Source organism: Kitasatospora sp. NPDC001539, from assembly GCF_040298565.1.
Classification (GTDB): domain Bacteria; phylum Actinomycetota; class Actinomycetes; order Streptomycetales; family Streptomycetaceae; genus Kitasatospora.
The window spans coordinates 1-25,712 of the sequence record NZ_JBEPAK010000042.1; the positions used below are offsets into that span (position 1 = coordinate 1).

General features: G+C 73.4%; 23 protein-coding genes and 1 tRNA gene. 10 read left to right on the forward strand and 14 right to left on the reverse strand.

Annotated elements, in window-relative coordinates:
• Nucleotides 1-695 (forward strand): thiamine pyrophosphate-dependent enzyme (locus tag ABT247_RS09930; RefSeq protein WP_350740780.1); only part of this gene is annotated, 695 nt, incomplete at its 5' end.
• 187 nt (nucleotides 696-882) lie between these two features.
• Here ABT247_RS09930 and ABT247_RS09935 read toward each other — a convergent pair.
• From ABT247_RS09935 to ABT247_RS09945, 3 genes are all read right to left on the reverse strand, one after another.
• Nucleotides 883-1,263: a VOC family protein gene (locus tag ABT247_RS09935; protein WP_350740782.1), complete on the reverse strand. Its 381-nt coding sequence runs from the start codon at nucleotides 1,261-1,263 to the stop codon at nucleotides 883-885.
• A 190-nt stretch (nucleotides 1,264-1,453) separates the two neighbouring features.
• Nucleotides 1,454-3,121 (reverse strand): LCP family protein, encoded by a 1,668-nt coding sequence (locus ABT247_RS09940; RefSeq protein ID WP_350740784.1) that lies wholly within the window; start codon nucleotides 3,119-3,121, stop codon nucleotides 1,454-1,456.
• Nucleotides 3,114-3,464, reverse strand: coding sequence for a DUF6542 domain-containing protein (locus tag ABT247_RS09945; RefSeq protein WP_350740786.1), 351 nt, complete (start codon nucleotides 3,462-3,464; stop codon nucleotides 3,114-3,116). Before ABT247_RS09945 ends, ABT247_RS09940 begins: the two co-directional genes overlap by 8 nt.
• 447 nt (nucleotides 3,465-3,911) lie before the next feature.
• Here ABT247_RS09945 and ABT247_RS09950 point away from each other — a divergent pair, with 447 nt between their 5' ends.
• On the forward strand, nucleotides 3,912-4,541 hold the full coding sequence (locus ABT247_RS09950; protein WP_350740788.1) for a TetR/AcrR family transcriptional regulator: 630 nt from the start codon (nucleotides 3,912-3,914) through the stop codon (nucleotides 4,539-4,541).
• Between the two features lie 101 nt (nucleotides 4,542-4,642).
• On the opposite strand, the gene ABT247_RS09955 is transcribed toward ABT247_RS09950, so the two are convergent.
• Complete coding sequence (locus tag ABT247_RS09955; protein ID WP_350740790.1) at nucleotides 4,643-5,341, reverse strand: hypothetical protein; 699 nt, start codon at nucleotides 5,339-5,341, stop codon at nucleotides 4,643-4,645.
• 237 nt (nucleotides 5,342-5,578) lie between these two features.
• Here ABT247_RS09955 and ABT247_RS09960 point away from each other — a divergent pair, with 237 nt between their 5' ends.
• Nucleotides 5,579-6,298, forward strand: coding sequence for a nucleotidyltransferase domain-containing protein (locus tag ABT247_RS09960; protein WP_350740792.1), 720 nt, complete (start codon nucleotides 5,579-5,581; stop codon nucleotides 6,296-6,298).
• 113 nt (nucleotides 6,299-6,411) lie between these two features.
• On the opposite strand, the gene ABT247_RS09965 is transcribed toward ABT247_RS09960, so the two are convergent.
• Nucleotides 6,412-7,083, reverse strand: a complete 672-nt coding sequence (locus ABT247_RS09965) for a DsbA family oxidoreductase (protein WP_350740794.1) — start codon at nucleotides 7,081-7,083, stop codon at nucleotides 6,412-6,414.
• Between the two features lie 180 nt (nucleotides 7,084-7,263).
• Here ABT247_RS09965 and ABT247_RS09970 point away from each other — a divergent pair, with 180 nt between their 5' ends.
• The gene (locus tag ABT247_RS09970; RefSeq protein ID WP_350740796.1) at nucleotides 7,264-7,647 is read left to right on the forward strand and encodes a hypothetical protein; all 384 of its coding nucleotides are present in this window, start codon (nucleotides 7,264-7,266) and stop codon (nucleotides 7,645-7,647) included.
• Between the two features lie 157 nt (nucleotides 7,648-7,804).
• Here ABT247_RS09970 and ABT247_RS09975 read toward each other — a convergent pair whose 3' ends face one another.
• Complete coding sequence (locus ABT247_RS09975; protein ID WP_350740798.1) at nucleotides 7,805-8,524, reverse strand: chitinase; 720 nt, start codon at nucleotides 8,522-8,524, stop codon at nucleotides 7,805-7,807.
• 279 nt (nucleotides 8,525-8,803) lie between these two features.
• Nucleotides 8,804-8,998, reverse strand: coding sequence for a DUF6011 domain-containing protein (locus tag ABT247_RS09980; protein ID WP_350740800.1), 195 nt, complete (start codon nucleotides 8,996-8,998; stop codon nucleotides 8,804-8,806).
• A gap of 87 nt (nucleotides 8,999-9,085) precedes the next feature.
• Between ABT247_RS09980 and ABT247_RS09985 the strand changes: the two genes are divergently transcribed.
• Both ABT247_RS09985 and rarD read left to right on the forward strand, forming a co-directional pair.
• Nucleotides 9,086-9,853, forward strand: a complete 768-nt coding sequence (locus ABT247_RS09985; protein WP_350740802.1) for a TetR/AcrR family transcriptional regulator — start codon at nucleotides 9,086-9,088, stop codon at nucleotides 9,851-9,853.
• Nucleotides 9,854-10,023: 170 nt separating this feature from the next.
• Nucleotides 10,024-10,995: an EamA family transporter RarD gene (gene rarD / locus ABT247_RS09990; RefSeq protein ID WP_350740804.1), complete on the forward strand. Its 972-nt coding sequence runs from the start codon at nucleotides 10,024-10,026 to the stop codon at nucleotides 10,993-10,995.
• Here rarD and ABT247_RS09995 read toward each other — a convergent pair.
• From ABT247_RS09995 to ABT247_RS10005, 3 genes are all read right to left on the reverse strand, one after another.
• On the reverse strand, nucleotides 10,985-11,854 hold the full coding sequence (locus ABT247_RS09995; RefSeq protein WP_350740806.1) for an ABC transporter permease: 870 nt from the start codon (nucleotides 11,852-11,854) through the stop codon (nucleotides 10,985-10,987). The two genes, rarD and ABT247_RS09995, sit on opposite strands and share 11 nt — an antisense overlap.
• Nucleotides 11,841-12,773 carry an ABC transporter ATP-binding protein gene (locus tag ABT247_RS10000; protein ID WP_502892422.1) on the reverse strand — a complete coding sequence of 311 codons (933 nt, stop codon included), beginning with the start codon at nucleotides 12,771-12,773 and terminating at the stop codon, nucleotides 11,841-11,843. Before ABT247_RS10000 ends, ABT247_RS09995 begins: the two co-directional genes overlap by 14 nt.
• A gap of 201 nt (nucleotides 12,774-12,974) precedes the next feature.
• The gene (locus tag ABT247_RS10005) at nucleotides 12,975-14,249 is read right to left on the reverse strand and encodes a LolA family protein (protein WP_350740811.1); all 1,275 of its coding nucleotides are present in this window, start codon (nucleotides 14,247-14,249) and stop codon (nucleotides 12,975-12,977) included.
• Between the two features lie 182 nt (nucleotides 14,250-14,431).
• Here ABT247_RS10005 and ABT247_RS10010 point away from each other — a divergent pair, with 182 nt between their 5' ends.
• Nucleotides 14,432-17,068, forward strand: coding sequence for a bifunctional FO biosynthesis protein CofGH (locus tag ABT247_RS10010; RefSeq protein WP_350740813.1), 2,637 nt, complete (start codon nucleotides 14,432-14,434; stop codon nucleotides 17,066-17,068).
• A 172-nt stretch (nucleotides 17,069-17,240) separates the two neighbouring features.
• Nucleotides 17,241-18,356: an ADP-ribosylglycohydrolase family protein gene (locus ABT247_RS10015; protein ID WP_350740815.1), complete on the forward strand. Its 1,116-nt coding sequence runs from the start codon at nucleotides 17,241-17,243 to the stop codon at nucleotides 18,354-18,356.
• Nucleotides 18,357-18,615: 259 nt separating this feature from the next.
• Here the strand turns inward: ABT247_RS10015 and ABT247_RS10020 are convergent, their stop codons facing one another.
• The 3 genes from ABT247_RS10020 to ABT247_RS10030 all read right to left on the reverse strand — a co-directional run bounded on the left by ABT247_RS10020 (nucleotide 18,616) and on the right by ABT247_RS10030 (nucleotide 20,960).
• Nucleotides 18,616-18,825 carry a DUF397 domain-containing protein gene (locus ABT247_RS10020; RefSeq protein ID WP_350740817.1) on the reverse strand — a complete coding sequence of 70 codons (210 nt, stop codon included), beginning with the start codon at nucleotides 18,823-18,825 and terminating at the stop codon, nucleotides 18,616-18,618.
• A complete protein-coding gene (locus ABT247_RS10025) occupies nucleotides 18,822-19,685 on the reverse strand; it encodes a helix-turn-helix domain-containing protein (protein ID WP_350740819.1) in 864 nt (287 codons plus the stop codon). The genes ABT247_RS10020 and ABT247_RS10025 overlap by 4 nt, the downstream gene beginning before the upstream one ends.
• Before the next feature lie 531 nt (nucleotides 19,686-20,216).
• A complete protein-coding gene (locus ABT247_RS10030) occupies nucleotides 20,217-20,960 on the reverse strand; it encodes a GOLPH3/VPS74 family protein (RefSeq protein ID WP_350740821.1) in 744 nt (247 codons plus the stop codon).
• Nucleotides 20,961-21,257: 297 nt separating this feature from the next.
• On the opposite strand from ABT247_RS10030, the gene ABT247_RS10035 reads away from it, so the two are divergent.
• Nucleotides 21,258-23,762 (forward strand): serine hydrolase, encoded by a 2,505-nt coding sequence (locus tag ABT247_RS10035; RefSeq protein WP_350740823.1) that lies wholly within the window; start codon nucleotides 21,258-21,260, stop codon nucleotides 23,760-23,762.
• A gap of 146 nt (nucleotides 23,763-23,908) precedes the next feature.
• Here the strand turns inward: ABT247_RS10035 and ABT247_RS10040 are convergent, their stop codons facing one another.
• Nucleotides 23,909-25,459: a glycosyltransferase family 39 protein gene (locus tag ABT247_RS10040; protein ID WP_350740825.1), complete on the reverse strand. Its 1,551-nt coding sequence runs from the start codon at nucleotides 25,457-25,459 to the stop codon at nucleotides 23,909-23,911.
• Nucleotides 25,460-25,635: 176 nt separating this feature from the next.
• Between ABT247_RS10040 and ABT247_RS10045 the strand changes: the two genes are divergently transcribed.
• A tRNA-Arg gene (locus tag ABT247_RS10045) sits at nucleotides 25,636-25,708 on the forward strand.
• The last annotated feature ends 4 nt before the right edge of the window (nucleotides 25,709-25,712 follow it).

The window sequence follows — 25,712 nt, forward strand, 5'->3', positions numbered from 1 at the left end:
TCCACGCCCTGCGGCGGAACGTCAACCTGAAGATCCTGCTCTTCAACAACCGGATCTACGGCCTGACCAAGGGCCAGTACTCGCCCACCAGCGAGGTCGGCAAGATCACCAAGTCCACGCCGATGGGCTCGCTGGACGCGCCGTTCAACCCGCTGTCGCTGGCCCTGGGCGCGGAGGCCACCTTCGTGGCGCGCACCATCGACTCCGACCGCCAGCACCTCCAGTCGGTGCTGCGGGCGGCGGCGGAGCACGAGGGCACGGCGCTGGTGGAGATCTACCAGAACTGCAACATCTTCAACGACGGCGCCTTCGAGGTGCTGAAGGAGCCCGGCACCCGGGACGAGGCGCTGATCCGGCTGGAGCACGGCCGGCCGATCCGCTTCGGCGCGGACGCGGCCAACGGCGTCTTCCGGGCGCCGGACGGCGAACTCTTCACCGCCGCGGTCACGCCGGACAACGAGGCGGCGCTGCTGGTGCACGACGCCCACGCGGCGAGCCCCGCCACCGCCTTCGCGCTCTCCCGGATCGCCGACGCGGACACCCTGCACCACACGCCGATCGGCGTGCTGCGGGACGTCGCGCGGCCGGTCTACGACGAGCTGATGGCGGACCAGCTGGCCACCGCCGCAGCCCACCGGGGGCCCGGCGACCTGGCGACGCTGCTGGCGGGCAACGACACCTGGACGGTGGACTGACCGACCGGAAGCCCGACGCGTCGGCGCCCCCGTCCAAGGACCGGACGGGGGCGCCGTTGCGTGTGGGGCGCCGCCTGCGGCGCGGTCGCGCCTTCCGCGGTCACCGCTTCGGCCCGGTCACTGCTGCGCGGCGTTCACCGGCCCGTTCGCCGCCGGGCCCACCGGCTCGCCGTGATCGCGGCCGTGATCACTGCTTCACCCATTCGACCAGCTCGATCGGCACCCCGTTCGGGTCGGTGACCTGGAACAGCTTCTCGCCCCACGGTTCCTCGCGCAGCGGCAGGGTGATCTCGACGCCCTCGCCGCGCAGCCGCCGCTCCTGCGCGGCGATGTCCTCGACGACGAACGCCAGGGTCACCCCGTCCGCGGTCCGGTGCCGCTGCTCCTCGGGCAGGACCTCCAGTCCGCGCCGCAGGTAGACGACGTTCACCCCGCCGTCCGGGTGGCCGAGGGAGACGAAGCCGTCGGCGGACATCTGCTCCTGGTAGCGGAAGTGCCGCTGGAGGAAGGCGGCGGAGGCGGTGACGTCCTCGACGGTCAGGGAGACGGCGGTGCTGGTGATCTGCATGGGCGGAGCCCTCTCTTCAGTGCGCGCATTTATCCCGTACGACGTACACTGTACATCGTACGGAGAATCGTGCCAAGGGTCGGCGAGTACCTCTCGGTGAAGAACTTCCGGCGAGCGCCGGTCGGCGGGTGTCCGTCTCATGGCGGTGCCCCGCCGATGGGGGCGGGGCACCGCTCGGTGACGGGAGGCGTCAGAAGACGCAGGGGATCCCGCCGTCGGACTCGGCGTCGACGGACGGGCCCTGGACGGGGAGGTTGGCGGCCGGGTCGCCGGTGGCGGGTGCGGTCGGGGCGGCCGGCTTGTCGGTGGCGGCTCCGCTGAAGGAGGTGCCGAGGGTGACCACCACGTGGTCGGCGCCGACCGAGGCGGATTCGGTGGCGGTGACGCCGTAGCGGGCGGCGATCCGGTCCGCGGCGTCCTTGGCGTCCTTGCCGTGGACCACGGTGGTGGTCTTCGGCCTGGTGGCCGCCGGGCCCGTCCGACCGGCCTTGAACCCCATGTCGGTCAGGGCCTTGGCCTCGGCGGTGGAGGAGACGCCGGCGGCAGTGGAGGCGTTGAAGACGTCCACGGTGACGGAGGCCGCGGTGGTGGTCGGCGTGGCGCTGGTGGACGCGGCCGAGGGCGCGGGGGTCCGGGCGGGCTCCGCGCCGGGGGTGTCGCCGGGAGCCGGAGCGGGGGCGGCCGCGTCGGCGTAGCCGAACAGCTGCTTGACCACCTTCTGGATCTTGGCCGGCGTGACCAGGTTGACGTCCTGGCCGTTGCGGGTGCCGAAGCCGTCGAAGGTGAGGGTGTTGAACTCGACGTTGCCGCCGGTCAGGGCCGGGGCCTGCTGGGCGAAGTCGAGGACGTTCCACTGGTTGTCGATGACCAGGTCCTTCTGGACGACGCCGAACAGGCCGTTGAGCTTGCCGATGTCGCTGATGACGCCGTCCTGCTTCAGCTTGTGCACGACGGAGGAGATGAAGGCCTGCTGGCGGTGGGTGCGGGCGAAGTCGCCGGTGTTGCCCTTGCCGTCGTCCAGGTTGTGGCGCTGGCGGACGAAGGCGAGTGCCTGGGAGGCGTTGAGCTTGTTGATGCCCTTGTGGAAGTCGGCGCCGGAGCCCTGGCCCTCCATGGCCGGGTCCTTGGTGTCGTGGGTCAGGCAGACCTCGATCGGCTCGACGGCCTTGGCGATGTCGTAGAAGCCCATCAGGTTGACCTCGGCGATGTGGTCCACCGGCTGGTCGAGGAACTTCTGCACCGTCCGGATGGTGGCGGCCCGCCCGGCGTCGCGGCCGGCCTTCTCCAGGTCGGCGCCCTTGAGGCCCTTGGCCTGGAGGGTCGGGTTCGCCTTCTCCTTGGCGATCCCGTAGGCCTCCTTGATCTTGTGCATGCCCTGCTGGGTGCCGTCCCCGTTGTAGGTCATGACGTAGTCGTCGCGCGGGATGGAGACCGCCTGCACCTTGCCGCCGCCGGCCGGTATGTGCAGCAGGATCAGCGAGTTGGTGTTGTAGCCGCCGACGTCGGAGCTGTGGCCGGCGTGCAGTTCGTCCTGGACGAACTCGGGCGGCAGGTCGGTGCCGTCCATGTTCTTGCGGCTGTCCAGGCCGATCAGCAGCAGGTTGACCGAGTTGTCCAGGTGCTTGGGCGCGTCCTTCTTGGTCTCGGTGATCGCGTTGGACGTGGTCATGCCGTCGGTCAGGGAGGTGTACTCGTACCAGACCACGCCGCTGGCGGCGAACACCGCGAAACCGGCCGTGCAGGCCACCGCCCGGGCCGCGACCAGCGCCGGGGAGCTCCGGCGGACGGAACCGCCCCCGGCGGCCCTGCGGGCGTCGGCCCGGCCGCCGTCCGGCTGTGCGGGCTGCTGCTCAGGCATGCTGCCTCCTCCGGTCCGCGGCCGCCCGGACCGCGATCACCAGCAGGGCCGCGGCGGCGGCCTGCGCCATCACCGGGAAGCCGTTCACCACCCACTTCGCCGAGCCGGTGGCCAGTCCGCTGCCGCGGTACTTGGCGCCGTCCGCCGCCAGTTCGGCCACGGCCGTGACGCCCAGCACCACCGGCGGCGAGGCGGCGAGCACCCACCACCAGCCCCGGCGGGTGCTGAGTCCGGCGGCCAGGGCCGTCCCGAGCACCGCGCACACCGCGAAGGCGATGCCCATGCCGGGCCCGGACAGCTCGTCCGCCACCGCGCCGACCAGCGGGAGTCCTACGGCCGCCACGGCGGGCAGGGTCGGCCCGCCGGAGAAGGGGCGCCGGGGGCGGGTGGGGCCTCCGGCCGTCCGCCGCCGTGCACCCTGGTCGGGCGACCGTCCTCGTTGCCCCGCCACGTACTCACCCCCGGTGTTCCCCGTGATCGGCGCGCCGTGTCGGCGCCTGCGCCGCCCGGTCGCTGTGGGAGAGCGGTTGCGGCGCTGCCAGTACGGGACGCTGGTGCCAGGCCGGCCGGTTCCCGTGCGCCCGGTGGGCCGGGTGCTGATCGGGGTCAGCCGGTCGTCTTCTGATGTCGCTACGGACCTCTGATGTGCTCTACAGCGGTGTAGAACTCATCCGCAGCATAGAGCACACCAGTTCGGCCCCGCCGCTCCCGTGGGCGGGGCCGGCCCCTACACTGCACCGGGCAGTTTTCGACGGGGCCGGCGAGTGCGCGGGCGGAGGAGGGGGCGGGCGTGGTGAGCGCGGGCGGAACGGGGCGGCCGGAGAAGCGGAAGGCGATCAGCCGGGCCGCGACGGCGGTGTTCGGGCGCGAGGGGTACGTCCGCGCCAGCATGGACGCGATCGCGGCGGAGGCCGGGGTGTCCAAGCGGACCGTCTACAACCACTTCGCCGACAAGGAGACCCTCTTCCTGACGGTGGCGCTGCAGGACTCCGCCGAACTGGCCCAGGCGATCAGCAGGTTGACGGCAAAACACCTGGGCCGGGTGGTGGACCTGCGGCAGGGCCTGGTGGACTTCGCGGTCGAGCGGGCACTCGCCGTCCTCGCGACCGGGGAACGCGGGGCGCTCGGCCGGGCGATCCGCGCCGAGGTGGCCAACATCCCGGCGGACGTGCTGGAGGCCTGGCTCGAGGCCGGACCGGAGGCCGTCCAGCGGGACCTCGCCGGGCACCTCGCCGCGCTCGCCGGACGCGGCCTGCTGACCGTCGGTGAACCGGCCCTGGCTGCCGAGCAGTTCACCCTGCTGACCTTCCACGGCGTTGCGGAGCGCTCCTTCTGGGGTGCCCTGCCGGTGGCCGAGGAGGAGGTCCGGCGGATCGCCGGGGAGGGCGTGGACGCGTTCCTCAGGCTCTACGGCGTCTGACGGCGCGGCGCGCGGAGAGTGCACCGGCGCACCGTGCGATGAGGGCAGGGGCCCGGCCACCGGAAGGGGGGCGGCGCCCGGCGCCGCCCCCGGCCCGCGGGTCACTTCCAGTTGATGCCCTTGCCCAGGGTGTACGGGTCGGCCCAGTACTCGGCGCCGGCCACCTTGGTCGCCTGCGGCGCCAGGGCCAGCACGCAGGAGGTGATGGACTGGCCGTTGGTGAAGCCCTTGGGGAAGGAGGGGTGCGGGCACTTGTCGAAGGTGCCGATGAGCATCACCTCGCTGGCCTCCGAGCCGTCCGGCAGCGTGCCCTTCATCTGGGTCAGGCTGGAGAACGACAGGTCGGTGCTGCCGACGTTGGTGACCTTGAACCGGACGTAGTACGGCACCATGCCCGCCGCCTTGTCGCCCAGCTTGAGCGGGGCGAGGTCAGCCGGGTCGCCCTTGTCGATCGAGGTGACGGCGAGCGAGACGGTGCCCTTGGTGCTGCCCGAGCTGAAGGGGATGGTGACGGCGTCGCCGATCTTCACGGTGGTGCCGGGCGCCGGGGTGGAGCCGGCCGGTGCCGGGGCCGCCGTGCCGGTGGGCGCACCGGTCGGGGCGGCGGTGATGCCGCCGGTCGGAGCCGCCGCCGAGCTGGTGGGCGCGGCGGAGGAGGTGGCGGGCGCCTGGGTGGCGGGCGGCGTCGTCGCGGTGTCCGACGACGCGGCGTCGTCGTTGCAGGCGGTCAGCGTGAGCGCGCCGGCGGCGGCCAGGCCGACCAGGGCCAGGGCGCGGCGACTGCTGCGGATGTGCTTCATGTGACGTCCCCCGTCTTTGCGGGCCACCGTGGCGGCGGCCCTCCTGAGGGACGTTCATAGCGTGGCGCGCAGGCGGAGCGCCAGTTTTCCGGCCCGTCCTGACGGCGTCGTGACGAGCCTCACGCGACTTCGTGACAAGGGATGCCGAGTCGTGATCGACCGTTCTCGAACGGGTCGGCGCCCGGCCGGAACCGGCGGCGTGCGATTCTGGCCGGCATGTTCCCGGACACTGCGCAGATGATCGATCAGGCCGGTCGGCTGGTGGCCGACCGCTTCCCGGACGCGCGCGCCGTCCTGCTCGCGGGCTCCTCGGCGGCCGGGTGCGCCACCGCCACGAGCGACCTCGACCTCGCCGTCCTGGTCACCGACGGTGGCGAGACCTACCGGGAGACCGTCCGCTTCGAGGGCCGGCTCGCCGAACTCTTCGTCCACACCGAGGCCGGGCTCGCCGAGCTGTTCGCGGCCGACGCCGCCTCCCGCCGGGCGACCATGCAGAGCATGTATGCCACCGGTCTGCTGCTCGCCGACCCGTACGGCGCCGGTGCCCGGGCCCGTGCCCGGGCCGAGACCGACCTGCGCGAGGGGCCGCCCGCGCTGGACCGGGCGACGCTGGAGACCCTGCGGTACGGCCTGACCGACCAGGTGGACGACCTGGTGGACGCCCGGGACGCCGTCGAGCGCCTGGTCGTCGCCGGGGAGGTGCTGCGCGCTGCGGCCGACCTGCTCTGCGACCACCACCGCGCCTGGGTCGGCGGCGGCAAGTGGCTCCCGCGCCGACTGCTGGTGGCGGACCGGGAGTTGGGCGCCGCGCTGCTGGACGGCCACCGGCTGGTCTGCGGGTCGGGCCCGGTGGAGCCGCTGGCCGCGGCGGCGCGGCGGGTGCTGGAGCTGGTCGGCGGACCGCTGGCCGAGGGCTACCGGCGGACCTGGACGGGTGTCGTCCGGCGGGTGGTCTGAGGGCCGCTCCCGCCGGGCTGCGGCAGGCGTCGACGGCGGGCCCCCGGCCGGCGCCCATCGCAGCGGGGCCCGGAACAGGAAGTCGGCCGGAGCGACTTCCTGCTCCGCGCCGGTCAGTTCGCCGACCTGAGGGGCGTCAGCGGCACGGTGACCCGGCTCTCCCAGGCCTGTTCCAGCGCGCGCACGAAGGTTTCCGCAGGCTGGGCGCCGGACACCCCGAGCCGCCGGTCCAGGACGAAGAACGGTACGCCCGTCGCCCCCATCGCACCGGCCGTCGCCTCGTCCTCGCGCACGGCCTCCGCGTACGCCTCCGGGTCGGCCAGCACGGCTGCGGCCGCCTCGCCGTCCAGGCCCGCCTCGACGGCCAGCTCGACCAGCCGGCCTTCGCCGAACGCGGAACGCTCCTCGGCGAAGTTGGCCCGGTACAACGCGTCCAGCAGCTCCAACTGGCGGCCGTGCTCCCGGGCGAAGTGCAGCAGCCGGTGCATGTCGAAGGAGTTCGCCGCGTCGCGCCCGCCGGCCAGGTACGGCAGCCCCTCCCCGTGCGCGTTCTCCGCGATCCGGGCTTCCGCAGCCTCGGCCTGCTCCAGGCTCATGCCGTACTTGGCGGCCAGCAGCGGGATGACCGGCCGGGCCTCGCGCGGCGCGTGCGGGTCCAGCTCGAACGAGCGGTGGACGACCTCCACCTCGTCGCGGTGCGGAAAGGCCTCCAGGGCCTTCTCGAACCGGGCCTTGCCGATGTAGCACCACGGGCAGTTGATGTCGCTCCACACCTCGACGCGCACGGCGCGGTCCTCCTTCCAGCCCCACGCGGACCTCCCGCGCGGGCACCAGGCGAAACGCTCGCCTCCGCATGAATATTTCTCGTCCTGAAATATTCAGGTGCGGCAGGCGCGGCGCGCCGGGAGGATGGCAGGGGCGTGGCCGTGTCCGTCCGCCTCCGAGGTCCGCTTGCGGGAGTCGCCGTGCCCCTGTCCTTCGAGTTCGTCCGCCGCCTGGACGGCCTGGGCTACCGCTTCCGCGAGGACGGCGTGTTCAACGGCAGGCCGTCGTTCAAGCGGGTCGACCTGGACGTGTGGTGCCAGTGGCTGCCCGGACGCGGCTGGTGCACGGTCGGCGCCGACGGGATCGGCAACGGCTGGCCGCTGCTCGGCCGGACCGGGGAGGAGGAGCTCCCGCCCCTCGGGCCCTGGCGCAGCTGGAAGGCCGGCAAGTCCTACCTCTACGACCTCCGCCGCGTCGACGAGCCGGGCGGGTCGGGGTCGGGCGGGAGCCGGTCGAGCGGGTCGGGGCCGGACGGGACCGGGCCGAGCGGGTCGGGGCCGGACGGGACGGGGTCGGCGGCCTGACCGGTGGCGGGGTGCGCCGGTCGGCGGCGCCCGGGGCCGGCCGGCCATCCGCCGCGGTCCCCGCTGCGACGCCCCCCGGAAGGGCGGAGCAGGAAGTCGGCCCGGCCGACTTCCTGCTCCGGTGCGGGCGGGAGGGCCGCGCCCGACGGGCGAGCCGTCAGCAGGAGAGGTTGCCGCCGCCCACGTTCGTGCCGAGCACGCCGACGAACTTCTTGAACAGGTTGATCCGGTCGTTGCGCTGGTCCGGGTTCTTGCCGTTGCACTCCAGGTCGCCGTTGATGCTGCGGATGGTCTCGCCGAAGCCCCGGTTGTTGACGATGGCGTCGTGGCCGGTCATCGACCCGGCGCCCCGCTGGCTGTTCCAGAACCAGAGGCCGGTCTTCCAGGCGACGGCCGGGTCCTTCTCCACCCGGTACGGGTCGTGCAGCAGGTCGATGTGCAGGGCGTCGCCCGCGGCCTTGTAGTTGAAGTTCCAGCTGAGCTGCAGCGGCCCGCGGCCGTAGTAGGCGGAGCGCCCGGCCGGGCAGCCGTACGGCTGCGAGGTGTCGCAGTAGTGCGGGTAGTTGGCGGTGTTCTGCTCGACGACGTACTTGAGGCCGCCGGTCTCGTGGCCGACGTTGGCGAGGAAGGCCGCCGCCTCGCGCCTGCGGGTGGCGGTGTCACCGGTGTTCGTGAAGCCGGGGTAGGCGCTCAGGGCGTCGGTCAGGCCCCTGTACGTGTAGAAGGGGTTCCGGCTCGGGAACATCTGGTTGAACTGCGCCTCGCTGACCACGAATGATCCGGCCGCAGCCGCCTGGGTGGCCGTCGGTCCGGCCAGGACGAGGGTGCTGAGAAGGGCGGCCGCGGCCGCCGTGGACAGTGCGCGGGAGAGCTTCATCGTTCCTCAACTGGCTTGGAGGCGACGGCACTTCGCCGACAGTGCTTCGCTCTCGAAGCACCGGGGCCATCGTGCTGGGCGGCAGCTCTGTCGTGAACACTTCTAAGGTCTAAACCACTCGTACGGGTGGTATTCGGCGGCAGCCCGCGCGGCCGGTGCCCCGGCCGACCCCCTCGGCGGCGAACTCGCCCCCGCCGTAAGGCCCTTCGGCGGCTTCGTGCCGGGGCTGCCCGGCCAACCCGCCCCCGGCCAACCCGCCCCCGGCCAACCCGCCCCCGGCTACCCCATCCCCGGCAGCGGCTCCTGCTCCACCTCGAACCGCGCGACCCGCTCCGCCGGATCGCGGCACTCCGGCCCCAGCCGCAGCATCCGCGACTCCGGGTCGTGCAGCGGCCGGTGGCAGCGGCGGCAGGTGACCCGGGCCCGCAGGGCCTGGGCGGTGTCCGTACCGGGGAGCGGCTCAGGGCTGGTCATGGGGAGACGGTAGCCGCCGGGGCGATCCGGTGCCCGCGCATCCGCCGAGGACGGACCGCCGGGCGCGGACGTGAAAGGATTCGTTCCATGGCCACGGACCGCAGCAGCGCAGGAGACCCGGCGCGCACCCTCGCCCTGCTCTGGGGGCTGACCGCGGAGGAGAAGCCCGGCCGGCGCGGCCCGAAGCAGGCCCGTTCGACCGGCGAGATCGCCGCCGCCGCGATCGCCCTGGCCGACGCCGAGGGCGTGGACGCCGTCACCATGCGCAGGGTCGCCCAGGAGCTGGGGCTCTCCCCGATGGCGCTCTACACCTACGTCCCCGGCAAGGCCGAGCTGCTCGACCTGATGCTGGACACGGTCTACGCCACGATGCCCCGCAGCACCCCGGCCGACCAGGGCTGGCGGGCCAGGGTCACCGCCGTCGCGGACGACAACCGGGCCCTGTTCGCCGCCCACCCCTGGGTCGCCGCCGTCTCCACCAGCCGCCCGCCGCTCGGCCCCGGCCTGATGGCCAAGTACGAGTACGAGCTGCGCGCCTTCGAGGGCACCGGGCTGTCGGACGTCGAGCTGGACGCGGCGCTGACCCACCTGCTCGGCTTCGTCCAGACCTGCGCCCGGATGGCCGCCGACGAGCGCGCCGCCCAGCAGGACAGCGCGCTGACCGACGAGCAGTGGTGGAGGGCCAACGCCGAGCTGCTCGCCCGGGTCTTCGACCCCGAGCGCTACCCGGTCGCCGCCCGCGTCGGCGCCGCCGCCGGCCAGGCGCACGGCGGCGCGTACAGCCCGGAGCACGCGTACGCCTTCGGGCTCGGCCGGGTGCTGGACGGGCTGGCAGCACTGGTCGAGGCGCGCTAGCCCAGGGGCGGTGGCCGTCCCCGCACCCCCCTGATCAGGTCCGGAGTCCAGTGATCAGGACCGGTGTCCGCGTAATGTCATGACCAAAATCCGGAAACGGAGATGACAGGCCGCCCTCCCGCCGGTTACCGTCGCCTGGATACATCGCGCGCGCGGGAGGGCACTCGGCCATGCCACAGACAACCCAGCAGGACAGCGGCCGAGGCCTCTGGTACGGCATGGCGGCCTACGGCATCTGGGGGCTCTTCCCGCTGTTCTGGCCGCTGCTGGAGCCCGGCGCCGCCGACGACATCCTGGCCAACCGGATGGTCTGGTCCCTGGTCGCCGTAATCCTGATGCTGGTCGCCCAGCGGCACTGGAGCTGGATACGCCCGCTGCTGCGCCAGCCCCGCCGCGTCGCCATGCTGGCGGGCGCGGCCACGGTGATCTCCGTCAACTGGGGCGTCTACATCTGGGCCGTCAACAACGGCCACGTGGTGGAGACCAGCCTCGGCTACTTCATCAACCCGCTGGTGACCATCGCCTTCGGCGTCCTGGTGCTCAAGGAGCGGCTGCGCGGCGCCCAGTGGACGGCCGTCGGCATCGGCGCCGCCGCCGTCGCCGTGCTGACCGTGGCGTACGGGCGGCTGCCCTGGATCGCGCTCGTCCTGGCGCTCTCCTTCGCCACCTACGGCCTGCTGAAGAAGCAGGTCGGGCTGAGCGGGTTGGAGAGCCTGGCCGCGGAGAGCGCCTTCATGTTCCCCTTCGCCCTCGGCTACCTGGTCTACCTGGAGTTCAGCGGCCGCGGCACCTTCGGGCACACGGTGCCCGGCTCGTACGGCTGGGGGCACTCGGCCCTGCTGATGCTCAGCGGTGTGATCACCGCGATCCCGCTGCTGTTCTTCGGCGCGGCGGCCGTGCGGGTGCCGCTGACCGTGCTCGGGCTGCTGCAGTACCTCGCGCCGGTGTTCCAGTTCCTGATCGGCGTCGCGGTCTTCCACGAGTCGATGCCGCCCGCGCGCTGGGCCGGCTTCGCGCTGGTCTGGGCCGCGCTCGCGCTGCTCACCTGGGACGCGCTGCGGCAGGTGCGGGCCGACCGCGCCGGGCGGGCCGCGCTCCGTCCGCAGCCCGCCCCGGCCCAGCCGGAAACCGTCAGGCGCTGATGTCCCGGCTGGTGAACCGCGACCAGGCCGCCGAGCCGAACACGGCCACGTAGGCGGCCTGCAGGCCGAGGTCCTTCAGCACGCCGTCCCAGTACATCGGCTCCCGCAACAGGTCGGAGAAGCTCATCCAGTAGTGGGTGAAGAGGAACGGCCGGATCGCGTCCAGCTGCGGAAAGGAGTCCAGGATCTGGACGGTGATCACCAGGCCGACGGTCGCGGCCATCGCCGCGATGCCGCTGCCGGTGAGGGTCGAGACGAACAGCCCGATCGCGACCAGTCCGGCCAGTGAGACCGCGACCACGGCGGCCACCAGCACCGCCCGCAGCAGCGCGTCGGCGAGGCCGATGGTGTCCCCGGAGATCAGCGTCACCTCGCCGAGCGGGAACAGCGCGGCGCCGGTGGCCAGCGCCGCCACCGCGACCGCGGCCGTCGCGGCCAGGCAGAACACCAGACCGGCGGTGAACTTGGCGGCCAGCAGCCTGGTCCGCCCGGCCGGGGCGACCAGCAGGTAGCGCAGCGTCCCGGTGGCGGCCTCGCCCGCGACGGAGTCCCCGGCCACCACGCCGACCGTCATCGGCAGGAAGACCGGCAGCGCCACGGCCAGCGCCGTGAACACCAGGAACAGCCCGTTCTGGGTCGTCTGCGCGATGAAGCTCGGACCGTCGCCCCCGTGCGGGCTGTCGGTGTTGAGCTTGACGATCACCCCGATCAGGATCGGCAGCACCGCCAGGATGCCCAGCAGCACCTTGGTGCGCAGCCGGCGGAAGGTCAGGTGCAGCTCGTTGCGGAACAGCGCCAGGAACCCGGCCGCGGTCTGCGGCCGGCGGCCGGCCACCGCCACCGCCTCAGCCTGCGACATCGAAGCCCTCCCCGGTCAGCGCCACGAAGGCGTCCTCCAACGTGCCCCGCTCCAGACCGAAGCCGTGCACCCGTACCCCGGCCCCGACCAGTGCCGCGCACAGCTCGGGCAGCACCTCCTCGCCCCGGGCGTCCAACTCGCCGTCCACCCGGCCCTCGCCGGGCACCAGCGAGCCCACCCGGTGCGCGGCCAGCACCTCGACGGCCCGTGCCACGTCCGGGGTGCGGACCACCAGCCGCCCCTGGGCCCGGGCGGCCAGCTCGGCGACGGTGCCCTGCACCACCAGCCGGCCCCGGGACATCACCGCGGCGTGGGTGCAGACCTGCTCGATCTCGTCCAGCAGGTGCGAGGAGAGGAACACCGTGGTGCCCTCCGCCGCGACCTCCCGCACCAGCGCCCGGATCTCCCGCATGCCCTGCGGATCCAGGCCGTTGGTCGGCTCGTCCAGCACCAGCAGCTCGCGCGGCTGCAGGAGCGCGGAGGCCAGGCCCAGGCGCTGCTTCATCCCCAGGGAGTAGGCGCGCGCCTTCTTCCCGGCCGCGGCGCTCAGCCCGACCCGCTCCAGCGCCGAGTCCACCCGCTGCCGGCGGGTGCGCGGGTCGGCGGTCGGGTCGGCGGAGTCGAAGCGGATCAGGTTGTCCCGTCCGGAGAGGAAGCCGTACAGCGCCGGGCCCTCGATCAGGGCGCCCACCCGGGGCAGCACCGTGGCGACGGACCGCGGCATCGACTCGCCGAGCACGGTGGCCGCACCGGAGGTGGGGGCGATCAGGCCCATCAGCATCCGGATGGTGGTGGTCTTCCCGGAGCCGTTGGGGCCGAGGAAGCCGAACACCGAGCCGCGCGGCACGGCCAGGTCCAGGCCGTCCACGGCGAGTTGGCCGCCCCGGAAGCGCTTGGTCAGGCCGTGGGTCCTGATCACGTCACCGGGGGAGGAGACGGCGGCGGCCGGAGTGGCTGCCGAGGAGCCGGCGGCGGCTGTGGTGGCTGCGGCGGAGTCGGCGGCGGACGCGGTGGGGCGAGGAGCGGGAGGAGCGGACGGAGCGGGGGCCGAGCGCGGTGCGGCGCCCGTGCCCCCACCCGACTCCGTAACGTCCCCCGTTACGGGAGTCCCGGTCATCCGTCAGTTCACCCCGGCGGCGTGCTGGAGGACCGGCAGGGTCACCGCGCCCGCGAAGACCCGGCCGTCGTCGGTGAGCAGGACGTTGACGACCTTGGTGCTGATCAGCGTGCCGCCGCCGACGGGCTTGCCGAGCGACTTGACCAGCGCCTGCGGGTCGAGCGGCCGGCCGTGGCGCTTGCCCTGGCCGCCGTCGCCCTTGGCGTCACCGGCCGGCGCCTCGACCGCACCGGGCAGCCGGGTGGAGACCACGGCCGTCCAGCCCTCGCCGACCACGTTCACGCCGCCGTGGTCGGCGGCGGCCCCGGCCGCGGGCGCCCCGGCTTTGCCGTCGTGGCCCTTGACCGCCTCGTCCGCCTTCCGCTCCGTCACCGCGGCGCCCTTGGGCACCGTGAAGTCGAAGGTCTTCGCGGCGGGCGCGGTGAAGGACACGTCGGTGAAGTGGACGTCCAGCACCGTGGAGCCGTCGGTGGACTTCACCACGACCGCGAGCGGCACGCCGTTGTCGGCGGCCACCGAGATCCGCACCTCGGCGACGGTCGAGCCGGACTGGGTCGGCTTGACGCTCAGCTGGTACGCGTTCTGCCCGGCCACCTTGGCCGTCCCGGCCACGGTGACCGAGGTGGTGCCGGCGCTCGCGCCGAGGAACTGCTTGGCGGCCTCCTGCGGCGTGGTCGGCACCCCGGCCAGCGGCGTACCGGTCCGCGGCGCGCCCGGCTGGTGCCCGGAGGCCGGACGCCCGGTCAGGTGGACCGCGCTGTTGGTCGAGCTGTCCCAGGCCCAGCTCTGGTCGCCGTTGTGGACCAGGGTGTAGCCCGCCCGGTCCTCCAGCAGGTCCACCCGCTGGCGGTCCGGCCCGTCCACCGCGACCCGCAGGGTCCGGTCCCCGCCGAGCAGGCCGAGCAGCTTGCTCTGGGGGTCCGCCGCGGAGCCGCTCTTGCCGTCGCCGTCGCCGCCGGCGCCGTGGCCGGACGCCGCCGCGGCGAGCCCGCCGGCCCCGCTCAGCAGCTGGGTGGGCAGCCCGAGGTCGGTGGAGACCGACACCGTCCCGGACAGGGCCTGGGCGTCGGAGCCGAGCGCCTTGGCCACCAGCTGCTCCGCCGAGAGGGCGGGCAGGTCGGGCGGGGAGTCGGCGGCCAGCGCGGGCACCAGCCCGATCCCGGTCGCGATCACCGCGGCCACGGCGAGCGGCACACCGGCCCGTGCCAGGGTGCGCCGCCGCGAACGGAACGGCACCCCGCCCTCGTGCTGCTCCCCCGCCGCCGTCTCATTGGTCATGGCGTCCTCAACTCCTCCGTGGATCCGTGCGATCGGCACTGCCCCTCCATTAGAGGTCGGCGCCGGCGCGCCGTCATCGCCCTGGAGGGGCAGATCGGGGTGAACCTGGTGGGTATCCCGACCCTGAGACGGCCTCAGGGTTGACTCCTCCGGACGTACGACACCTGGCGTAGGGTCGCGCCATGGACGGAACCGCCGTGGACGCAAGCAACACCCCGACCGCGAACGCGATGCGGCGCGCCCTGCGCCGCGCCCGTGACGGCGTCGCGCTCGACGTGACCGAGGCCGCCGTACTGCTCCAGGCCAGAGGCGACGACCTGCGCGACCTGTGCGCCGGTGCCGCCCGGGTGCGTGACGCCGGGCTGGAGGCGGCCGGACGCCCCGGCGTCATCACCTACTCCAAGAGCGTCTTCATCCCGCTCACCCGGCTCTGCCGCGACAAGTGCCACTACTGCACCTTCGCCACCGTCCCCGGCAAGCTGCGGCGGGCCGCGAAGGGCACGGTGGGGGCACCTCCCGGGCGGAGCCTGGGGGCGTTCATGTCCCCGGACGAAGTGCTGGAGATCGCCCGGCGCGGGGCCGAACTCGGCTGCAAGGAAGCCCTGATCACGCTCGGGGACAAGCCGGAGGACCGCTGGCCCGAGGCCCGCGAGTGGCTGGACGCGCACGGTTACGACGACACCATCGCCTACGTCCGGGCCATGTCCATCCGCATCCTGGAGGAGACCGGCCTGCTGCCGCACCTCAACCCCGGCGTGCTGAGCTGGACGGACTTCCAGCGGCTCAAGCCGGTCTCCGCCTCGATGGGCATGATGCTGGAGACCACCGCCACCCGCCTGTGGAGCGAGCCCGGCGGCCCGCACCACGGCTCCCCGGACAAGGAGCCGGCCGTGCGGCTGCGGGTGCTGGAGGACGCCGGCCGCAGCTCCGTCCCGTTCACCAGCGGGCTGCTGATCGGCATCGGCGAGACCTACCAGGAGCGCGCCGAGTCGCTGTTCGCGCTGCGCAGGGTGTCCCGGGCCTACCACGGCATCCAGGAGCTGATCCTGCAGAACTTCCGCGCCAAGCCGGACACCGCGATGCGCGGCATGCCCGACGCCGAACTCGACGAACTGGTGGCCACGGTGGCGGTGGCCCGGCACCTGCTGGGCCCGAGCGCGTGCCTCCAGGCGCCGCCGAACCTGGTCGACGGCGAGTACGAGCGGCTGATCGCGGCCGGCATCGACGACTGGGGCGGCGTCTCCCCGCTCACCCCGGACCACGTCAACCCCGAACGCCCCTGGCCGCAGATCGACCGGCTGGCCGAGCGCTCGGCCGCGGTCGGCTTCGAGCTGCGCGAACGCCTCGCCGTCTACCCCGAGTACGTGCTGCGCGGCGAACCCTGGCTGGACCCGCGGGTGCTGCCGCACGTGCGCGCCCTGGTCGACCCGGCCACCGGGCTGGCGAACCCGGACGCGGAGGTCCGGGGCCTGCCCTGGCAGGAGCCCGAGGACCTCCCCGAGGCGTACGGGCGCACCGACCTGCACGCCGCCATCGACACCGAGGGCCGCACCGGCGACCGCCGGGCCGACTTCGAGGACGTGTACGGCGACTGGGAGGTGCTGCGCGAGCAGGTGCTCGCCAAGGGCGCGCCCGAGCGCCTCGCGGGCGACCTGCGCGAGGCGCTGGCGGTGGCCGCCGACGACCCGACCCGGCTCACCGACGACCACGCGCTGGCCCTGTTCCACGCCGACGGCCCGGCCCTGGACGCACTGTGCCGGATCGCCGACGACGTCCGGCGGGACGCGGTGGGGGACGAGGTCACCTACTGCGTCACCCGGAACATCAACTTCACCAACGTCTGCTACACCGGCTGCCGCTTCTGCGCCTTCGCCCAGCGCCGCACCGACGCCGACGCCTACACCCTCTCCCTGGAGCAGGTCGCCGAACGGGCCGCCCAGGCCTGGGAGGTGGGCGCCACCGAGGTGTGCATGCAGGGCGGCATCCACCCGGACCTGCCCGGCACCGCCTATTTCGAGATCGCCCGCGCGGTGAAGGAACGGGTGCCCGGCATCCACGTGCACGCCTTCTCGCCGATGGAGGTGGTCAACGGGGCCACCCGGACCGGCCTTTCGATCCGCGACTGGCTGCAGCGCGCCAAGGAGTCGGGCCTGGACACCATCCCCGGCACCGCCGCCGAGATCCTGGACGACGAGGTCCGCTGGGTCCTCACCAAGGGCAAGCTGCCGGCCGCGACCTGGGTCGAGGTGGTCACCACCGCGCACGAACTGGGCATCCGCTCGTCGTCCACGATGATGTACGGGCACGTGGACACCCCGAAGCACTGGCTCGGCCACCTGCGGCTGCTCGCCGACATCCAGCGGCGCTCCCTCGAGAAGGGCAGCGGCGGCTTCACCGAGTTCGTCACCCTGCCGTTCGTGCACACCAACGCCCCGGTCTACCTGGCCGGCATCGCCCGGCCCGGCCCGACCGCCCGGGACAACCGCGCGGTGGTCGCCATGGCCCGCCTGCTGCTGCACCCGCTCATCCCCAACATCCAGACCAGCTGGGTCAAACTCGGCGCGGAGGGCGCGGCCGAGATGCTCCGCTCGGGCGCCAACGACCTCGGCGGCACCCTGATGGAGGAGACCATCTCGCGGATGGCCGGGTCGGCGTACGGCAGCTACAAGTCGGTGCGCGACCTGCAGGCCATCGCCGAGGCGGCGAGCCGCCCGCACCGCCAGCGCACCACCCTCTACGGCGAGGTGCCGGCCGAACGGCGGGCGGCGGCGCTGGCCTCGGACGGCCACCTGCCGGAGCTGCTGCCCGTCCTGGACTGACACCGGTCGCGGGTCCCGGCCGCCGTCGCCACGGCGGCGGCCGGGTGGGGAACCGAAGTGCGAGGGACGCCGCCGGTCCGCTCGCGTCTTCGAATACAGTGCCAGGGCGCGCGCCGCGGCCGTGCGTCGCGCGGCCCCCGCCCCGACCCCCGACGAAAGGCGCTCCGTCGTGATGCCCCTGTGGTCACGCGCCCAGCAGCAGGACTTCCGCAGCCGGGTGCGCGGCTGCCTGCTCGGCGGTGCCATCGGTGACGCGCTCGGCGCCGGCGTCGAGTTCGAGTCACTGGAGAAGATCCGGGCCCAGCACGGTCCCCAGGGCGTCACCGGCTACGTCCCCGCGTACGGGCGCACCGGCGCCGTCACCGACGACACCCAGCTCAGCCTGTTCACCGTGGACGGCCTGATACGGGCCCACATCCGGCGCGACACCGGCAGCTGGCACCCGCCCACCGACCTCCACCTGGCCTACCTGCGCTGGGCCGCCACCCAGCACGACTGGGGCCCCGACGAGCGCCGCCCCGACCTCGGCTGGCTCGGCCGCGAGGAGTGGCTGTACGCCCGGCGCGCCCCCGGCCAGGGCTGCCTGACCGGCCTGAGCGGGCCGGACGGCGAACGGCTCGGCACCGTGGAGCGGCCCAAGAACCCGCACTCCAAGGGCTGCGGAACGGTGGTGCGCGCGGCGCCGTTCGGCCTGCTCACCACCTGGGAGCCGGGCCTGGTGTTCCAGCTGGCGGTGGAGTGCTCGGTGCTCACCCACGGCCATCCGACCGGCTACCTGGCGGCGGGCGCCTTCGCCGTGATCGTCCAGTCGGTGGCCCGCGGCGGCACCCTGGAGGAGGGCGTCCACCTCGCGCTGGCGCTGCTCTCCGAGCGGCAGGCGCACGAGGAGACCACGGCCGCGTTGCGGGCCGCGCTGGACGCCGTCCGGGGCGGCGAGCCCTCCGCCGAGCGGGTCGAGGCGCTCGGGGAGGGCTGGGTGGCCGAGGAGGCGCTGGCGATCGCGGTCTACTGCGCGCTGGTCGCCCACGACGTGCGCTCGGGCCTGCTGCTGGCCGTCAACCACTCCGGGGACAGCGACTCCACCGGCGCGATCTGCGGCAACCTGCTCGGCGTGCTGCACGGCGACACCGCACTGCCGCCGGGCCTGGTGGCCGGACTGGAGGGCCGCGGCGCGATCCTCGAACTCGCCGACGACTTCGCGCTGGAGCTGATGCACGGGACGGAACTGCACGACCGGCGCACCCCGGAGGGGCTGCACTGGGCGGTCCGGTACCCGGTCGCGCACTGAACGGTGGCCCGGCAGCGGGAGCCGGTTCCCGGGAGCTGGACGTGGGGGACCGAGCCTCGGAAGTCGAACCTCAGGAGCTGAACCTCGGGAGTCGAACCTCAGGAGCTGAACCCGGAGGCGGACGTCCCGGAAGCGGAACACCCTGGAGGCGCACCCCCCCGGCGGCGCAACGCCCCGGGAAAGGGCAGTTGCCCGGAGCGCTGACCGCCGACGGGCCGGCGGACAGCGCTCCGGGCAACCCCTCCGAGCGCGGACCCGGTCAGACCTCGCCGAAGGCGCCGGCCGCCGTGGCGGACGCGAACGCGTTCCAGGCCTCCGTGGAGAAGTGCAGTTGCGGGCCGAGCGGGTCCTTGGAGTCCCGGACCGCCACCGCTCCGGCGTCAGGTCCGGCGATCTCCACGCAGGCGCCCTGCCCGCCGCTGTAGCTGCTCTTGCGCCAAGGGGTTCCGTGCTCGGAGGGGTTGCTCATTCGTGGTATCCCTTTTCGATGTCGGCTATCAGCGACCGGGTCTCCGCCACACCGAGTGCGGCCGCTCTCAGGTAGTCGTAGAGACCGGTATAGCGGCGCACGTCGGCCTCCTTCTCCAGGTAGAGGTCGCTCGTCACACCTTCGAAGTAGACAACCGTGGAATCGGCTGACTCCGGGAACTCCAGCAGGGAGAATGTCCCGGTCATGCCGGGGTGGGCGCCGTGCGAGAACGGGATCACCTGGATCGTGATGTTCGGGCGCATGCTGAGTTCCAGCATCTGCTGCAGCTGCCGGGCCATGACCTCGCGGCTGCCGACCTCGCGGCGCAGCGCCGCCTCGTCTATGACGGTCCACAGGCTGCCGAGCTGGTTCTCGCCGTGGATGCGCTCCTGGCGCTTCATCCGGACCTGCACCCGGCGCTGCACCGCTATCGCGTCGGTGTCCGGCTGGGTGCCCTCGACCACGGCCTGGGCGTACTGCTCGGTCTGCAGCAGCCCGGGGATGAAGGAGGACTCGTAGGCGCGGATCGAGGAGGCCTCGGCCTCCAGGCCGATGTAGACGCTGTACGGAGTCGGCATGTCGTTGAAGTCGTGCCACCAGCCGCGCTGGCGGGACTCCTTGGCCATCTCCATCAGGCTGGTGCGCATCTGCTCGTCGGACACGTTGTAGACGTCGCAGAGGTCGCGCACGTCGCGTTGGCTGATGCTGCGGCGGCCGTTCTCCAGCCGGCTGATCTTCGACTGGGAGACCATCAGCCGGCCGGCCACCTCCTCCGCCGTCATCCCGAGGGCCTCGCGGAGCTTGCGCAGCTCCGAGCCGAGGCGCCGCCGGCGCACGGTGGGATTGATGTTCGCGGACACGTCGACCTCCGGCCGGACCTCTGGTGATCGTTGGAACGGCAGTCCTCGGAACACTTCGGACATTGGGACCAACCCCCCTGACTTGGAGCAGCATGACACCTCGGGCCAGGTCGGCGCCGGGGAATCACAGCAGCGCAGTAGAACAGATCATCGGAAAAGCACGTCTGTGAGACAGCGGCAGCCCCCAGGTGGTAATGCGGCTCGACGACTCGCACCGGACATTGCCGAAGGCCTATGCCGGGCCCCCGGGAACGACAGAGGGGCGGTCGCCGGGCGACTTGCGTCGCGGGGCGACCGCCCCTCGGTGTCTCTGCGGTGCTCTCCGGTGCCTTACTGGTGCGTCGTGGCGGTTCGGGTGCGAGGTGCGTGGTTCACGGTGCGTCGCGGGCGACGCGCCGTCAGCCGCCGATGGGGTCAGCGGCCGAGGGGATCAGTGGCCGGTCCCGGACCGACGGCCGATCCGGCGGCCGATCCGACGACCGATCCGGCAGCCGACCCGACGGCCGACCGGTTCGTGGCGACCGGTCCGGATCAGCGGACCGCGACCCGGGGAGCGGCGATCCGCCCGCCGGTGGGCCGGCCCGCCACCCGGGCGCCGCCGGAACGCCCGGCGCCTGTCCCGGAACCCTGGGAAGAACGGTTCTGCTGCGTCGGCAGGCCGTTCTGCACGTCCATCACGGCGTGCGCGACCATCCCGCCGAGCGGGTCGTACCGGATCAGGTCGCGCAGCCGCGACCGCGAGGACCGGCCCTCGTTGCCGGGGTACAGGTGCTTGCCCAGCCCCACCGAGTGGGCCAGCGCGGCCAGCGCTGCCGTCCGCGGGTCCGGCGGCACGCCGGTGCGGATGGCGGCGTCCAACCGCTGCTTGATCGCGGCGTTGGTGCAGTCGTCGGACGCCTGGTACCTGGTCGTCGGCAGCACCCCGCACACCTGGCCCGGCACGGCGGTGACCATGCCGCAGCGCTCCAGGTGCGCCAGGTACGTCTGCCGCAACCCCAGTCGGGGCCCGCCGATCCAGTGCGCCGCGCGGACCGGGCTGCCGCGTCGGCGCAGCAGTTCCAGTGCGTGGTCAAGGGTCGGGTCGCCGGTCGGCCGTGCGAGCACGACGGCGATCCGGTCTCCCTCCGGTACGATCCGTCCGGCCAGGGACAGCTCGACGAGCTGCGCCCCGGCGAGTCCGAGGTCGAGGGTCTGCGGCTGCGCCGTGGTGCCCGTGGTCGGGTCCAAAGCGAGCAGCAAGAGTTCCTCGGGAACAGTTCTGCGGCTCTTGCCCATCCAAGCCTCCCCGCGTGGATGAGAGACAGGGTGACGCCTCTCACACGGGCTTGTCGAGTACGCCTCCGAATCGTGACCTTGCGGTGAAGGCGCGGAACCGGCGGCTGCGGCCACGGCGTCTGACCGTTGAACGGGCCGCGGTGCGGCCGTGCGGCGGCAATACGCGCCGGTCGGGCGGGGTGTGCGCGGCCGGTGGACCGCATGTGGCGGAGACTGTACAGGTACACGGGGCGGGGCGTCGGCTTCCCGAAATCGGGTCTGCCGGTGCCCCGCCGGGCGTTGAGGAGGCTGGGATACGTGGGCGAGTCCCCCGACAGGGTGCTGAGGGACGGCGAGCGGGAGCGGGACGGCGAACCCGAACGGACCGGTGCGACGGCCGACACGGCCGACACGGCTGACGGCGCCGAGGGCGGGGCGACCGGTCGGACGGCTGCCGGGGCGTCAGCCCTCGGCGCGGGCAAGACGCCTGCGGGGGCGAGCGCCGCGTCCCCGGTTGCGGCGTCCGCCGGGACCTCCTCCGAGACTTCCGCCGAGACCTCCTCCGACGTGTCCGCCGAGGAGTCGGCTGCAGGCTCCAAGGGTGGCTCGACCGTGCAGATCCGCGTCCGGGATGTGGACAGTCGGACGACCATGCTGCGGCTGCCGGTGGACAACAAGACCACCGCGCTGCGGCTGCCCGAGGGGCTGCTGAAGGCGGTGGGTGAGGAAACCGCCGAGCTCGGCGAGGAGAAGGAGGAGCCGGCCGCGCCGAGTGGCGCGGGGGAGGGCGCCGTCGAGCGCTCGTCCGGCGCCGACCCCCGTCTCGCCATGCGGACGGGCGGCGCGGTGGGCGCCACGGGTGCGCGGCCGTCCGGCAAGGGGGCCGCCGAGGCGTCCGGCAAGGGCGCCGCCGAGCCGTCGGAGAAGGCCGCCGAGAAGGTCGCCGACACGGCTGAGGAATCGTCGGAACCGTCCTCCGTGAAGGACGGTTCCGCGACCGACACGCCGGCGAAGGGGGAGTCCGCCGCCGCCCCCGCGAAGTCCCGCGACACGACGGAGCGGGCGGAGCCGGCCGAGAAGGACGACACGCCCGAGCCCACGAAGTCCGGAGAAGCCGCCGAGTCCGGGGACGCCGACGGCTACGACCCGACCAAGACCATGCTGCTCACCAAGCCGCCGGTTCCGACCGCCAAGTCCGGCGGGGACGCCAAGACCGCCAAGGCCGGCGGGGACCCCGTGAACGCCGTGAACGCCAAGGACGGCGAGGCCGGAAAGCCGGCGAAGCTGGAGAAGCCGGAGAAGGCCGAGAAGCCCGCGCCGCGGAGCGCCCCCGCCGCGCCGGCCGCGGGCACCGTGCCCGAACCCCCGGCACCCGCCCCGCTGCCCGACCCCGAGCCCGTCCCCCAGCCGGAGCCCGACCCGCGCCCGGCGCCCAAGCCCGTCCCGGAGCCCGACCCGCGCCCCGCGCCGCCGGTCCCCGTGCCGCCGGTGCCCGCGCCGCCCGTCCCGCCGCTGCCCGCCCCCGAGCCGCTGCCCTCGCCCGAGAACACGGCCGAGGCGATGGAGGTCCTCGCCTCCCTCAACGCCCGTCCGGTCTCGCCGCTGCGCCGGGCCCTCAAGCGGATCACCATCTGGACGGTCTTCCTGGCGGTGGTGCTCGGTGCGGTCGTGGTGGCCCAGCTGCTGCGTCCGCTGCCGGACGCGAAGGTCAAGATGTCGGCTGCGGGCAGCTTCAGCTTCTCCGGCGACCCGCTGGACCTCGCCTGGCCGGCGAAGGGCCAGTCCGCCGCCGAGGTCGTGGGCGTCGGCAGCCTCGGCAGTTCGGGCCAGGAGACCCCGGCCCCGATCGCCAGCGTCACCAAGGTGATGAACGCCTACCTGATCCTGCAGAAGTTCCCGCTGAAGAAGGGGGAGAGCGGCCAGAAGATCACCGTCGACAAGCAGGCCGCGCAGGAGTCCGGCAACAGCGACGAATCGCGGGTGACGCTCACCGAGAACCAGGTGCTCACCGAGTACCAGGCGCTGGAACTGCTGATGCTGCCGTCCGCCAACAACGTGGCCCGGCTGCTCGCCCGCTTCCACTCCGGCTCCGAGGACGCGTTCGTCAAGCAGATGAACGACACGGCGGCCAAGTTCGGCATGACCAACACCGTCTACGCCGACCCGGCGGGCTTCAGCTCGGACACCAAGTCCACCGCGAAGGACCAGTTGAAGCTGGCCGAGCAGGTCATGCAGGACGAGATCTTCCGGCAGATCGTCTCCACCCCGGACACCACCTTCAACAACACGAAGATCCTCAACACCAACAACCTGATCAACCCGAAGACTGGTGTCATCGGCGTCAAGACCGGCTCCAGCACCCCGGCCGGCGGCTGCCTGATGTGGGCCGCGTACAAGGAGATCGGGGGTGTGCGGCGGCTGATCCTGGGGGTCACCCTGGGCCAGCAGGCGACCTCCCCCAAGGACGGCGACGGCATCCTGCCGACCGTGCTGAAGGTGAGCGCCAAGCAGATCCAGGCCGCTCAGAACGGGCTGACCGGTCAGACCCTGGTGAAGAAGGGCGACGTCGTCGGCTCGGTGGACGACGGGCTCGGCGGCACCGTCCCGGTCGTCGCGACCAAGGACCTGGTGGTGGCCGGCTTCCCCGGCGTCAGCGGGACCGTCACCCTCGACCCGGCCAAGATCGGTCACCACGAGAAGGCCGGCAAGGAGGTCGGCACGCTGCGGGTGGGCTCGGGCGCCGACAAGGTGGAGGTCCCGGTGGCCCTCCAGTCCGACCTGGACCCGCCGTCCATCCAGTCCCGGCTGCTGCGCCTGCTCTGACCAACGCCGGGTGCGGAGCACGAAAGGGGGAGCCGGTCCGGTACCGGCTCCCCCTTCGGCGTCGTCGGAGATCTCAGGTCGGGGATCTCAGGTCGGGGGCTCTCAGGTCCGGGGTCTCAGGTCCGGGGTCTCAGGTCCGGGGGGTCTCAGGTCGTGCGGTCGAGCAGTGCGAGGGTGAGCCCGCCGAGCGGCACCACCGCGTCCGGCGCGCCGTACCGGGCCCGGAGCACCTGCGCCTGGTCCTCGGCCACGGACGCCAGCGGATCCGCGGTGTCCCCGAGGACGAGCAGCCAGATCCGCGGCACGTCCCCCAGGCAGGCGGCGGGCTGCCGGCAGGCCTCGGGGGTCAGCTCATCGGCGTCGTCGGCGCTGCGCGCCACGAAGACCGGGAACGGCCGGACGCTCCGGGGCAGGTAGTAGCTGACACCCGGCCAGACCATCGCCCAGGACTGGTCGCCCATCGGGGCGGCCATCCCGTCCCCCGGGCGGTAGCCGGCGACGATCTCCGAAGCCGCCGCCCGGAACGGCTCCTCCGAGCGGGTGTGCGAGCCCGCGTACCGCACCCCGGGCTGCGCGGGCAGCGCCGCCACGGCCGGTGCGGCGAGCAGGGCCGCCGCCAGCAGCCCGCCGGTGAGGGCCGCGGCCCGAGGAGAAACGATTCTTCCCAGAGATCGCCGCCCGCCGGCCCGGTCGACCACCGCGCGGTACCCGGCCGCGACCCCGCCGCCGGCGAGCACCGCCCAGGCGGGCACCGTGAACAGCAGGTACCGGTCGAGGAAGTACGACGTGGTGCTGTGCGACACCGACCAGACGCCCACCACCGGCAGCACCGCCAGCAGGAGCGGCTGGCAGGCCTGGAGGCGTCGGCCGGGCAGCAGCAGGGCGAGCAGGGCCAGCAGGGCGAACGCCTGGGCCACCCGCTCCGTGCCGAACAGGTGCCCGTCGAAGTCGACCAGGTCGGAAAAGGACGGAGTCTCCAGCCAGCCGAGCTGCCGGCCGGACTGCCGACTGCCGAGCAGTGCCACCGGCAGCACCGGCAGCACGGCCACGGCGAGGGCGACCGGGTACTGCCGCAGGATCCGCCGGCCCGTCCCGGCCCGGCCGCGCCGAGCGTGCAGCAGCACCACCGCGACCTGCCCGAGGACCGTGCTCCACGAGACCAGGTGCCAGACCCCGGCCAGCACCATCGCGGTGCAGAACGGCGCCCACCGCCGCGGGCCGGGCCGCTCCAGCGCCCGCAGCAGGAAGTACGTGGCGGCCGCGATCGAGCAGGTCGCCAGCGCGTAGGCGCGCGCCTCCTGCGCGTAGTGGGACACCTGGGGCGGCACCGTGAACAGCAGCCCCGCCCCGACCCCGGCCAGCCGGCCGCCGAAGAGCCGTTCGGCGGTCAGCGCCACGAACGCGGCGGCCGCCGCCATCGCCAGCACGGACGGTATTCGCAGCGCCACCGGGGAGGCCCCGAACACCGCCGTCCAGCCGTGCATCAGCAGGTAGTACGCGCCGTTGCTGGCGTCGACGTGCCGGAGCAACCCCAGCAGGTCCCCCAGCGAACGGGTGGACACCGTCCAGGTCGCGATCTCGTCCCGCCAGGGCTCGGGCGTCCCCACCCGGTACGAGCCGACGGCCAGCATGACCACCGCGGGCCAGAACCACACCTGCCCCAGCAACCGGACGGCCGGGCGTACAGCTGCTGTCATCACGGCCTTCGTCTCCTTCGGCGGCGTGCCGGGGCGATGGGAACACTTGTCGGCAGGCTACGTGACCTGCTCTGACGCCCCGTCGGCACCCGCCCCCCGGCGTCATCCCCGGCCACCCGCCCCCAGGCGACCCCCGATCCGGTACGCTGTGAACGGCCTGGTCACAGACCGGCCTCGCCTCAGTAGCTCAGGGGATAGAGCACGGCTCTCCTAAAGCCGGTGTCGCAGGTTCGATTCCTGTCTGGGGCACAGC